This window comes from Anabaenopsis sp. FSS-46 (genome assembly GCF_029891665.1).
Classification (GTDB): domain Bacteria; phylum Cyanobacteriota; class Cyanobacteriia; order Cyanobacteriales; family Nostocaceae; genus Anabaenopsis; species Anabaenopsis arnoldii.
Genome location: NZ_JANQDG010000147.1, coordinates 1 through 11,151, shown reverse-complemented (window position 1 = coordinate 11,151; position 11,151 = coordinate 1). Strand labels below are relative to the sequence as shown.

Annotated in this window: 17 protein-coding genes and 1 tRNA gene; 9 read left to right on the top strand and 9 right to left on the bottom strand. The window is 41.3% G+C overall.

All coding sequences use genetic code 11. The features are described 5' to 3' along the window. From NWP21_RS17665 to grxD, 4 genes are all read left to right on the top strand, one after another. On the top strand, nt 1-1,069 hold a 1,069-nt coding region (locus NWP21_RS17665), incomplete at its 5' end, for a transposase (protein WP_280793674.1). A 144-nt stretch (nt 1,070-1,213) separates the two neighbouring features. Continuing rightward, nucleotides 1,214-1,810: a hypothetical protein gene (locus tag NWP21_RS17660; protein ID WP_280793673.1), complete on the top strand. Its 597-nt coding sequence runs from the start codon at nt 1,214-1,216 to the stop codon at nt 1,808-1,810. Between the two features lie 142 nt (nt 1,811-1,952). Continuing rightward, nucleotides 1,953-2,210 carry a BolA family transcriptional regulator gene (locus tag NWP21_RS17655; protein WP_280793672.1) on the top strand — a complete coding sequence of 86 codons (258 nt, stop codon included), beginning with the start codon at nt 1,953-1,955 and terminating at the stop codon, nt 2,208-2,210. A 78-nt stretch (nt 2,211-2,288) separates the two neighbouring features. Beyond that, a complete protein-coding gene (gene grxD / locus NWP21_RS17650) occupies nt 2,289-2,612 on the top strand; it encodes a Grx4 family monothiol glutaredoxin (protein ID WP_280793671.1) in 324 nt (107 codons plus the stop codon). A 271-nt stretch (nt 2,613-2,883) separates the two neighbouring features. On the opposite strand, the gene NWP21_RS17645 is transcribed toward grxD, so the two are convergent. Continuing rightward, complete coding sequence (locus tag NWP21_RS17645; protein WP_271731893.1) at nt 2,884-3,132, bottom strand: DUF6761 family protein; 249 nt, start codon at nt 3,130-3,132, stop codon at nt 2,884-2,886. A gap of 561 nt (nt 3,133-3,693) precedes the next feature. Between NWP21_RS17645 and NWP21_RS17640 the strand changes: the two genes are divergently transcribed. Next, nucleotides 3,694-4,464, top strand: a complete 771-nt coding sequence (locus tag NWP21_RS17640) for a response regulator transcription factor (protein ID WP_271731891.1) — start codon at nt 3,694-3,696, stop codon at nt 4,462-4,464. A 5-nt stretch (nt 4,465-4,469) separates the two neighbouring features. Here NWP21_RS17640 and NWP21_RS17635 read toward each other — a convergent pair whose 3' ends face one another. The 5 genes from NWP21_RS17635 to NWP21_RS17615 form a co-directional block, all read right to left on the bottom strand. Continuing rightward, the gene (locus NWP21_RS17635) at nt 4,470-5,240 is read right to left on the bottom strand and encodes an ATP-binding cassette domain-containing protein (RefSeq protein ID WP_280793676.1); all 771 of its coding nucleotides are present in this window, start codon (nt 5,238-5,240) and stop codon (nt 4,470-4,472) included. 9 nt (nt 5,241-5,249) lie between these two features. Further along, nucleotides 5,250-5,810, bottom strand: a complete 561-nt coding sequence (locus NWP21_RS17630; RefSeq protein WP_280793670.1) for a hypothetical protein — start codon at nt 5,808-5,810, stop codon at nt 5,250-5,252. Between the two features lie 25 nt (nt 5,811-5,835). Beyond that, nucleotides 5,836-6,606: a 1-(5-phosphoribosyl)-5-[(5-phosphoribosylamino)methylideneamino]imidazole-4-carboxamide isomerase gene (gene hisA / locus NWP21_RS17625; protein WP_280793669.1), complete on the bottom strand. Its 771-nt coding sequence runs from the start codon at nt 6,604-6,606 to the stop codon at nt 5,836-5,838. Nucleotides 6,607-6,670: 64 nt separating this feature from the next. Next, nucleotides 6,671-6,964 (bottom strand): DUF3593 domain-containing protein, encoded by a 294-nt coding sequence (locus NWP21_RS17620; protein ID WP_271731885.1) that lies wholly within the window; start codon nt 6,962-6,964, stop codon nt 6,671-6,673. Further along, nucleotides 6,961-7,305, bottom strand: a complete 345-nt coding sequence (locus NWP21_RS17615; RefSeq protein ID WP_280793667.1) for a DUF2499 domain-containing protein — start codon at nt 7,303-7,305, stop codon at nt 6,961-6,963. The genes NWP21_RS17620 and NWP21_RS17615 overlap by 4 nt, the downstream gene beginning before the upstream one ends. Nucleotides 7,306-7,341: 36 nt before the next feature. Here NWP21_RS17615 and csaB point away from each other — a divergent pair, with 36 nt between their 5' ends. After that, nucleotides 7,342-8,373, top strand: coding sequence for a polysaccharide pyruvyl transferase CsaB (gene csaB / locus NWP21_RS17610; RefSeq protein ID WP_280793675.1), 1,032 nt, complete (start codon nt 7,342-7,344; stop codon nt 8,371-8,373). A 67-nt stretch (nt 8,374-8,440) separates the two neighbouring features. On the opposite strand, the gene NWP21_RS17605 is transcribed toward csaB, so the two are convergent. Both NWP21_RS17605 and NWP21_RS17600 read right to left on the bottom strand, forming a co-directional pair. Further along, a tRNA-Pro gene (locus NWP21_RS17605) sits at nt 8,441-8,514 on the bottom strand. Nucleotides 8,515-8,565: 51 nt separating this feature from the next. After that, on the bottom strand, nt 8,566-8,931 hold the full coding sequence (locus NWP21_RS17600) for a DUF1818 family protein (protein ID WP_271764375.1): 366 nt from the start codon (nt 8,929-8,931) through the stop codon (nt 8,566-8,568). A 167-nt stretch (nt 8,932-9,098) separates the two neighbouring features. Between NWP21_RS17600 and NWP21_RS17595 the strand changes: the two genes are divergently transcribed. Beyond that, the gene (locus tag NWP21_RS17595) at nt 9,099-9,251 is read left to right on the top strand and encodes a hypothetical protein (protein ID WP_280793666.1); all 153 of its coding nucleotides are present in this window, start codon (nt 9,099-9,101) and stop codon (nt 9,249-9,251) included. A 29-nt stretch (nt 9,252-9,280) separates the two neighbouring features. On the opposite strand, the gene NWP21_RS17590 is transcribed toward NWP21_RS17595, so the two are convergent. Then, complete coding sequence (locus NWP21_RS17590) at nt 9,281-9,532, bottom strand: DNA-directed RNA polymerase subunit omega (protein WP_271734981.1); 252 nt, start codon at nt 9,530-9,532, stop codon at nt 9,281-9,283. A gap of 135 nt (nt 9,533-9,667) precedes the next feature. Between NWP21_RS17590 and NWP21_RS17585 the strand changes: the two genes are divergently transcribed. Beyond that, nucleotides 9,668-10,318: an IS607 family transposase gene (locus NWP21_RS17585; RefSeq protein ID WP_280793665.1), complete on the top strand. Its 651-nt coding sequence runs from the start codon at nt 9,668-9,670 to the stop codon at nt 10,316-10,318. Nucleotides 10,319-10,327: 9 nt separating this feature from the next. Continuing rightward, a partial coding sequence (locus NWP21_RS17580) for a transposase (RefSeq protein ID WP_280793664.1) occupies nt 10,328-11,151 on the top strand: 824 nt, incomplete at its 3' end.

Here is an 11,151-nt window from a genome sequence, read left to right as displayed (position 1 = left end):
AGTAGCCAGACACGCTTGGAATCAAGGTTTAGCACTTTGTCAACAGGTATTATTACATAACAAACTTAATCCTCAAGACAAAATCAAATTTCCCACAGCTATAGATTTACATAAATGGTTAGTAGCAGCCATTAAATCTACTCATCCTTGGTATTATGAAGTTTCTAAATGCGCCCCTCAATACGCATTAAAATATCTGTCAGATGCCTTTAAATCCTTCTTCAAAAAAAGTAAAGGGTTTCCTAAGTTTAAGAAAAAAGGGAGACATGATTCTTTTACCTTAGATGGGGCAATAAAAACTGATTATAGAAAAATCAAATTCCCCGTAATTGGTTGGCTGAAAACTTATGAAATTCTCCCGACTGGATATAAACCGAAATCTGTCACCATCAGTAAACAAGCTGATAAGTGGTTTATCTCGTGGAAACTGGAGGTAAACCCAAAGTCAACAACCAAAAATCAAGACTTTGTAGGAGTTGACTTAGGCATAAATCATCAAGCAACATTATCAACAGGAGAAGTATTTGATGGAGTGAAAAGTTATAAAAAGTACGAGTCTAAATTAGCAACAATGCAATATTTGAACCGACATAAACTCAGAGGTTCAAATAATTATAGAAAAGCCCAAATCCAAATAGCAAGACTACACCAAAAAATAGCTAATATCAGAAAAGATACATTACACAAAATCACCACCTATATTAGCAAAAACCACGCGGTTATAGGGATAGAAGATTTGAATGTGTCGGGGATGTTAGCTGGTAAATTAGCAAAAGCTATATCAGATATGGGCTTTTATGAATTTAGAAGGCAGTTGGAATATAAAACACAACTGTATGGCAGTAAGTTAGTAATTGTGGATAGATTTTATCCCAGTAGTAAGACTTGCTCAAGTTGTGGAGAAAACAAATCATCACTGCCATTGTCTCACAGAGTGTTTAAATGTGATACTTGTGGCTTTGAGAGTGACAGAGATTTAAAAGCGGCGATTAATTTAAAAAAAGAAGCGGTCAGATTGATCGTGTTAGCCTGTGGACTAGATAGTGCCGACACTGCTAGGGTGAAATAGGAAGAGAAAGCCGACTTTTGTTAGCATTAGTTAGCTTTTTTGGATCGGCGATTTTGGTGGGAACTCACTTCCGCCGATTTTCAGTCTAAATCAGAGAAACCTAGAAGTTTCCATGTTTTCTACATAGTTGCACTACTTGATCCCATGAAATCCGCTGCTGTTCCTTCTTTAATTAGCCCCACGGCTTTATCATTCATAGCAGTTCTCAACCTGCTGTCACCTGTCAATGCTCAGGTACAAAAGCTACCCAGTCTCCCTAGTCAAGTACAAATCATTGAACCCAACGATCCCAATACTCTGCGTCCTACACAAAGTAACAGCATTTTGAGTATAGAGGGCGGTGAACGGCTGATGGCGGAAGCCGCCGCAGCTGTTTCTGCTCAAAACTACCCTTTAGCGGCGAAAAAACTCCAGGATGCACGTCAACTTTATAATCAGTTATCTAATTTTTATCAGGAGTTAAACTCTAGTTTTACGGGTATTGATCCTCGCATTTCCGATTCCCAGCGCCAAAAAGCCTTAGAAACAGCCCAAAAGCGAGACGAAGCCACCTATCAGTTAGCACTGGTACATCGGGCGCAAAATCAACCGGAGTTAGCCGTCCCTTTGTTCATTCAGATTATTAAGAGTCAAAATCCCACCCGGGATTTAGGACAGAAGGCTTATCAGCAGTTATTTGAATTGGGTTTTGTGGATGCACCCTTTCCCAGACAAGGTGCTAGCTCGTCTCAAAGTGAATAAATTCCGCACATCTTCAAAGAAGGTCTGAAATGGTAATATCTAAGTTAGAGCCGCGTTGATCGTCAGTCTGCCTGAAACCTGAAACATATGTTGCCTACCTGTATCTGTTAATAATAGAAAAGTAAGTCTTTCAGGAATTGCGATGATTAATCCGCAGCAGGTTGAGGCAATGATTAAGGCAGAACTGCCAGATGCCCAAATTCAGGTTCAAGACTTGACTGGTGGCGGTGACCACTATCAGGTAACAGTGGTTTCATCACAGTTTACCGATAAAGGACTGGTACAACAACACCAGTTAGTTTATGGTGCTTTGCGACAAGCTATGTCCACTGAAGCAATTCATGCCTTGGCCTTAAAAACCTACACTCCCGCAGCGTGGGAAGCAACAGCAGCTTCCTAAAATGAATAAGTTCAGATTGCCACCGGGACACTGACTATTGATATCTTGGCTATTAGCAATATAGGAAACAAAAAGTCCATGACCCCAGAAACCAAAGAAAAAATTGATAATTTGATACAACAAAACAAAATCATGGTTTTCATGAAGGGAAACAAGTTGATGCCCCAGTGTGGTTTCTCTAACAACGTTGTCCAGATTCTCAACACGTTGGCGGTTCCCTTTGAAACAGTTGACGTTCTCTCAGACACGGAAATTCGTCAAGGTATTAAAGAATACTCTAACTGGCCGACAATTCCCCAAGTTTATATTGACGGTCAATTTGTGGGCGGTTCAGATATCTTGATTGAACTTTACCAAAACGGTGAGTTGCAGCAACTGGTCGAAGTGGCACTGGCTTCTTAGGTCATCCCCGGTAATTCCCCATTCTTGATGGGGTTGCCCATTTTATTGATCACGTTTGCGACTGCACATCCTTATGGTTGGGTATGTAAGCGTGATCATTGGCAACTCCCCGCCGTAAAACGGCGGAGATCCTTCCTTTGTCTGATAGACAAAATGTCACGAGAATTTCACACCAATAAAAGATTGACAAACGCTGGAAACATGATATAATTGACAGCGTTGACGATTAGGGCAACTATTAGGGGCAGGGTATAAGGGATTAAATAAGCCATTAATAGTAATCAAGTTGTCGTTCTGGTTGGGTTCTGGCAAAATTCGATGGATCGTACAGGTAGCGGCTAGCTTCCTCTTCTAGGCGGTGGATCAGTATAGGTTCAATAGCGTTGCTTTGTCGCAGTGCGGCTAGATACCCATCCAAATACATCCGCATATCGTCCGTCCGATAACCGCGATTCCATAGCTCGACGAAGGCGTCAGTCACTCTTTGGTAATAGCGGATGGTTTGTGTGTCTTGGAGCATAACTGCTATGTTAATCTCTTTAGAATGAGAATTGTAAACGATTCACGCTCAAATGTGAAGTGTTAGTTTCACATTTCTCGCTTCAAATCAATGACGCAATATCTAGTTGAGGCTAGATCCTCCCCCCAGAAGGTAATCCCATGTTATTCCATAAAATTTAGAACCCGATAGTTTTATAAGCTATTTTTATAATTACTTGGGGTAAGTTTCCATATTCAATAGCGGATGCAGTCATGTATTTTAAACATATTTAATCCGAAAACACCAAAAACTTAGGTATAGGTTAACTTAATCTCACCCTGTTTAGGGTTTGTGGGTAAAATACACCCCTACCTGGGAGGATATTCATAGAAAAACACGTTTTTTCCACTGTAACAAAAATTTAAGAATAAATTAAAGAATATAACTAACTTAGCTTTGGGTAAGGCATGAGTTTAGTATTTTACTACCTTGAGGATGAAAAAATCTAAAATTAATCCCAATGTAAGTAACGAAGAATACAAAACCTTGGACATGGGCTTGTTACTTTGAAATTCATCAACGCTAAGGGGTATTGCCGCTGTGGGTTCGGTTTGTATTGAAATCGTTGAGGGAAATCCCCATCTAAGGTCATTGCTGGGATGGCACTTGCAACAGTTGGAATATCGTGTCCATCAAGCCGCCAGCATTTATCAAGCAAGGGAATTATTTTTAAGCCAACAACCAACATTGGTAATTCTAGATGCTGATTTACCCGATGGTGATGGTATTGAATTTTGTCGCTGGTTGCATTTGCAACAACAATCTTTAATTTTGATGCTATCAGCTCGTACTAATGAGGCTGATATTGTAGCAGGTTTAAAGTCCGGGGCTGATGACTATCTTAGTAAACCTTTTGGAATGCAGGAGTTTTTAGCTAGAGTAGAGGCAATAATTCGCCGCAAACGCACACCTATTGCACCAGCTTATTTAGATTATGGCAGTTTGCAAATTGATTTGGTACAGCGCCGGGTGCGTTTCCAAGGTGAGTTTATTGATTTAACGCCTCAAGAGTTTAGTTTACTGTACGTTTTGGCACAGGCTGGGGGAGTAGCTCTGAGTCGTGCAGAATTACTACGTCGTGCTTGGCCTGATGCGATTGATAACCCTCGCACCATTGATACTCATGTTTTGTCGTTACGCAAAAAAGTGGAACTTGATCCTCGTCAACCTAGTTTGATTCAAACTATCCGCAATGTGGGATATAGATTTAATATGGAAAGTTTAAAATCCAATGTTCCGCAACCGCCAACTAAGTTAACCAAGGAAAGATTCACTCACTCACGCTCTACAGTTATTAGTCAACGTTCTTAATGGGATTAAATCCATTCTTGGGTTGCTTGGGTTTCCGATTCTGTCAACTGTTTTTTTAGGTTAATCCAATTGATTTCAGATGCTGTTTGATTTGTCAATAACTGACCTTGCTCTAAGTATAATAATCGGGTGCAGAATACCCGGGCTAAGTCAAGCTGGTTATTTACCATCAAAATTGTTGTTTGATGAGTTTGATTTAGCTGAATTAAGACTTGCATGAGATTGGCTGCTTTACCAGCATCCAAAGCAGAGGTGGGTTCATCTAATAATAAAACTTGTGGTTGGATAACTAAAGCACGGGCGATCGCTACTAGTTGTCGCTGTCCGGTAGAAAGTTGTAATTCTGTCCTTGTTAACCATTCACTGGGAATGTGGAGTTGTTCTATCCAATGGTTAATTCTGGGTTGAATTTTTGCTTGAGACCAACCACGCAAAAATAAAGGATAAGCTAAAGCCTCCCCCACTGTCATTCCTAACAGTTTTGATTCTTGTAATCCCAGTGTGATCTCCTGGCGTAGCTGTATAGTAGGAATTTGGCTATATTCCTGATTTCCGAGATAAATTTTACCTCCAGTAGGTTCACACAGGCGGTTGATCAGCCGCAACAAGGAGGTTTTACCAGCACCCGATGTACCGACAATGGCAATGCGATCGCCTGGAAACACCCCAAAGGAGATATCCTGTAGTATGGGGTATCCCTGAAGTTGGGGTTTAAGCTTGGCAAACAAGTTAACTTGTTCTAGCCTGATTTGGGTGGTGTGGCTGTGATTTTGCAAGTTCAATAACTAATGACCAATGACTAAGGCTGTATTAATAGTCCAAGCATCTACTAATAACAGCAGCAGGGTGAATACTAACAAAACTACATACATCCACGGTTGCGCTAAGGTGCGAACATCTGTAGTATCAATTCCGGTTGTGGCTTCTACCATTTTCACCAAGCGGGAAAATCCAGCTACGCGCATGGGTAATAAATAAGCTTTTCCATCCCGACTGAGAAAATAATAAACTAGTCCCCCTTGACCAGTGGAGCGGGGTTTTAATTCTTTCACATCTGACCAAGATAAAATCCATCCTTTGCGAAAGAAGCTAGGAACCCAGGTGGGGTAGGTAACTTGAATCCCTTGGTCATCGACAATTACTCGCTCTGTCAATACCGCATACAAACCTACAAAGCCAATGCTGATTCCTACCCACAATAATACTGGGGGTATGGCCGCGGCTGTTACCTGGGATAAAAACGGTAATGGGATGGTGAGTGCTATATATAGGCTTAATAGTGTCAGCCGAATTAACGGAGACAGACGAAAAACCGACGTTGAATTGTTGGCTGATGTTGTGTTCACGGCTGAATTAAGGTATAATAGTTCTTTAAGCGAAGCTCGAATCAAGATTGGGGGGGACATCTTGAATACGCCCCGGTCCCACAGCCTTTATTGCCTCCGTGAGGGAAATATCGCCAGTGTATAGGGCTTTACCCACAATTACGCCTTTTACTCCCTGTGTTTCTAAACCCAAGAGACTCAATAAATCGCTCACAGAACTCACTCCACCAGAGGCGATGATGGGGATATAAATTTCTTGTGCTAGTTCTCGTAAGGCTGCTAAATTGGGTCCTATGAGTGTACCATCACGGTGGATATCTGTGTAGATGATGGCTGCTGCACCCAGTTCTTGCATTTGCACAGCTAGCTGGGTGGCTAAAATTTCCGAGGTTTCTAACCAACCGCGAGTGGCTACTAGTCCGTTACGAGCATCAATACCAATGATAATCTTTTCGGGAAATTCTGTACAGAGTTCTTGTACTAGTTGGGGTTGTTCTACGGCTATGGTTCCCAGAATTGCCCACTTTACTCCTAAACTAAATACTTGTTGAACGCTAGTGCGATCGCGTAAACCTCCACCAATTTCAATGGGTACAGACACTGCTTCAGCAATGGCTGCAATAGCTTTCAAGTTAACTACCTTACCAGCTTTAGCGCCATCTAAGTCAACTAAATGTAATCTGGTTGCGCCTTGGTCAACCCACTGTTTAGCAATATCCACCGGGTTCTCGCTAAAAACTTGTGACTGCGAGTAGTCTCCCTGATAAAGTCTAACACAGCGCCCTTCTAATAGGTCAATTGCTGGTATTACTTCCATTTATTTCAGCCTATAAATTATTTATCGTATTGGCATTTTTGCCGAGTGTTATCTGCTGATGGCGTTAATTTTTCATTTTTAATTCTCTCACCGCTTGGGCAAACCCCAACACTAGCAGAATGTTAGCAAGGGTTAAAAAAACTTCCGCACCTCCATGTAACCAATCCACATTAGCCAAGGAAACCCCATAATGTAATTGCGAGTAAATTCCCGCAGGGATGGTAATCGCAACAAACACCAGGGTTCCGTAAAATCCATAAAGGGCTAAACGTGGCGTTTGGGGAGTACGACTAATAAACCACAAAAAACCCAAGTAGGGAAACAAGGAAAGAGCAAATAGGGTTTCTTTAGAAATCATGACTTTGATTCAGTAACTTGGGTAGGGACAATCTCAGTTTTCTCCTGTGACCTAGTAGAACGCCAAATCAATACTGCAGCTGCCCAAAGTGTAAAATTACCAATTAAGGTCATGGCAGCTTGCAGCGTGACCAACCATTCTAAAGATCCTGCATTATCAAAATAATGCCAGGTACAGGCACACATCGCACTCACTAAAGCTGGTAACATGGCCAGAGATAATCCCCACCATGTGCGATTGCCAGTGAGTTCTCCATAAGTCCAGATTAACCAAATGGCGACCATCCACTCAATAACGCTAGAAACATGAATAATCCAGGTGGGAATAGAAAGAGCGTGCATAAGTAATTAAAAACTAAGTAATTTCAAATGACAAAGATGCGGGCGTTATTGTCTGGGTATTATGGTAAAGGTAATGGTGGTGACGAGGCTTTATTGGCTACCCTTGTGCAAATGTTACCACCTCATGTTACACCCGTGGTGCTTTCTGGCAATCCAGAGGAAACCCGCCATCGTTATCATGTAGAATCTCACAATCGCATGGCTGTTGCGCCTGTATTGCAAGCACTACGTTCGAGTGATATTTTCATTTGGGGGGGTGGAAGTTTAATTCAAGATGTCACCAGTACCATGAGTCCATTTTATTATGGGGGCTTAATGGTATTGGCTCAGAAAATGGGTTTAAAAACTGTTGCTTGGGCGCAAGGTATAGGACCGTTACTACGTCCACAAACTCGCTGGTTAGCAGAATACTCCTTCGGACATTGTAACACAGTTACTGTGCGCGATCGCACCAGTGCTGCTTTATTAGCAGATTGGCAAATTCCCTGTGTAGTCGCCCCTGACCCGGTGTGGGCTTTGCAAAGTAAGCCTGTACCAGGGCTTGAGGATTTACCAGCGCCGAGAGTGGCTGTAACTTTAAGAAATCACCCCCAACTCACAGAAAAACGTTTGGCTAACTTGACTCGCGCTTTAGTCGAGTTTCAAAAAGCTACCCAAGCCTTTATTTTACTGTTGCCATTTCACAAGAGTGAAGATTTACCGATTGCAACAGCCATTCAACCCCAATTACCAGATGTGAGCCAAATTCTGCTTTTAGAAGATCCGCAATTATTAAAAGGTGTTTATCAAGGTGTGGACATGGCTATTGGGATGCGTCTACACAGCTTAATCATGGCTGCGGCTGAAGGTTGTCGCTGCTTTGCTCTGAGTTATGACCCAAAAGTCAATCGTCTCATGGAAGAATTAGACATCCCAGGGTGGGATTTAGCCACTTTACCAGATGACCCCAATGTAATTACCAGAACTTGGGTGCAACATTATCACAATGGCATTCGCCTATCATCTGAGCAAATTCAGTCTTTAGTAGATCGCGCCCTCATCCACCGCCACATCTTGACTAATGTATGAGTCTAGCTACCTATTAAAAAACCTGCCAGTCTTTAATCAAAAACTAGCAGGTTAGGTCTTGTGTTTATCGGAGCGGCGGGATTCGAACCCACGACCTCCACTACCCCAAAGTGGCGCGCTACCAAGCTGCGCTACGCCCCGATTCAGAATTATCATTCTACTGCAAATCTCTGGAATAATCAAGGGGTGAATTTAAAAAACTTTCAGCATCCCAGCTGCTTGCAGTAACTCCGGCACAGCAACACTATCCCATTTACCTTCTACACCCCGTCCTGTATTCAGGATGAGGCGTAAACTGTAGCTGTGGGGATAGCCTTCTACCTCCATCCATAATAAATCACTTTCGGCTTCACAGGCAATTTTCTCTTCATCCATTAATTCCGCCGCCAGTTGTTTCATTGTGTCCGCTAGCTGTGCCAATAGTCGGCAAAAATCATTTAACTCGGCTTCGGTTAATTCTATTGCCCAATCATCTGTACCTACTAATCCTTTGAATGTGGCTGCGTTGGGCTTCCAGCCAATTCGCCAACCAGCACCGCTTTTAATCAGATGTTCCATAGATTAATTGTTTTGAAAATCCCCGGGTCTATGGCCACGCCATGTCAGCTATCAGACCGGGGGACTAAACTGCGACTTAAATTATACCCAAGTATAGACATTATTACCAATATGTACACATAATAGAGTGCATACAGCGAGGTAACTCTATTATGGACAACAATCAAATGACTATTTCGATTGGCGACACTGCTAAAGAGCTAGGCGTGTCAGTAAAAACGGTTAGACTTTCGCATTATCATCAGACCGCGATGAAACAAGAAGTTAACGCTAAAACTGCCATTGTCCAGGTAAGTTTAGACTTGGGTAGTTTTGGGTAAGTTTAACCGAGCGGAATGTCAAGATAAGATTAATATCCTGATTTCTCATCGCCAATGATATCTTCCTGGGTCAGTTCATCGGACATTTCAATAATTGCCCTCAGCACTGGCTTCATCATGATATCATCCGATGGGCTGTCAAAATCTTCATAACGCCGACGCTTGGCACGGTTTGCCACCTGAACTGTAATGCGGTAGCGATTGGAAGCCGCACTAATCAAATCTTCAGCACGGTACATGATTTGAGACTGGGTAGTCTCGAACTTGGAACGCTTTAGCATAGTCAGTGGTTCATGAGGTCATTACCCAGTTTAGCAGTACTCACAGTTCACTGGTTGGGATTTTAAGAGTAGTAGCCTAGTTGACAATTAAATAGACAAACCTGTACAATTATTTACACACCTATAAGTGTATTTATGTTTAAACCTCATGAGTTTGCAAAGAAAATTGGGGTGTCAGTCAAGACATTACAACGATGGGATTCAGTTGGGAAACTTCCTGCTAAAAGAACATTATCAGAACATCGTTTCTATACTGAAGATGACTTATTAATAGCCCAAGGACTGAAACCTATTGAATCAAAACGAAAAGTAATAGTTTATTGTCGGGTATCATCTAGTGGGCAACAACCGGAACTAAAAAATCAAATAGCTGCAATGGAAACTTTTTGCTTAAATAGGGGATTATCTGTTGATGATTGGGTATCAGAAATTGGTGGAGGTTTAAATTTTAAAAGAAAAAAATTTCTGTCAATAATGATGTCGATGTTAAGGGGCGAAATTTCAACGATTGTTGTGGCTCATAAGGATAGAATGTGCCGATTTGCTTTTGATTTCATCCTTGAACTAGCTACATCTGTAGGATGTGAAATTATTGTAGCCAATCAAGAATCACTATCTCCACAACAGGAATTAGTCGAGGACTTAATCGCAATCATTCATTGTTTTTCTGGTCGCTTGTACGGGTTGAGAAATTATTCCAAGGAAATTAAGGAAAGGCTTAAAAAAGCTATTGACGAACCTAAACAAGATTTGACAGAATTAGACAAGAAAGAAATACAGCGTTGAGGTCGAGCAATGCTTTTATCCATTAAAACAAAGTTGAAACTGAGTAAAGCCCAAGAAATAATAATGAATAAACACGCAGGTATTGCTAGGTTTACTTATAACTGGGGTTTAGCGACTTGGAATAATCTTTATAAAGATGGATTAAAGCCCAACAAATATATTCTGAAGAAATTTTTTAATAACCATGTTAAACCTGAGTTTGAGTGGATTAAAGAAAAAGGTATTTGTCAGAAAATAACTCAATATGCTTTTGACTATCTAGGCGATTCTTTCTCTAGATTCTTTGGCGGTAAAGGTGGATATCCTAAGTTTAAAAAGAAAGGACATCGCGACGCGTTTACCATTGATGCTGGAGGTAAGCCGATTCCCGTAGGTGGCAAATCAATAAAGCTACCGACGATTGGATGGGTAAAAACTTATGAAGGCTTACCACACACAACCTGTAAATCAATCACAATATCAAAGACTGCTAATAGCTGGTTTATTGCTTTTGCTTACGAGCAAGAACACAAAGCAATAGATAAGCAGCACGAGATTGTAGGGGTGGATTTAGGGGTCAAGGAACTAGCTACACTTTCTACTGGGGTAGTGTTTCCTAATCCTAAGCATTACAAAGCTAATTTAATCAAGCTGAAAAGATTATCTAGAAAGTTTGCTTGCAAAAACAAAGGTTCTAATAACCGACACAAAGCTAAAATTCAACTGGCTAAACATCACGCTAGAGTAGCTAATCTCAGAAAAAATACTCTTCACCAAATCACTACTTTCTTATGCAAAAACCACGCAAAAATAGTAGTAGAAGATTTAAATGTTTCTGGGATGATTTCAAATCA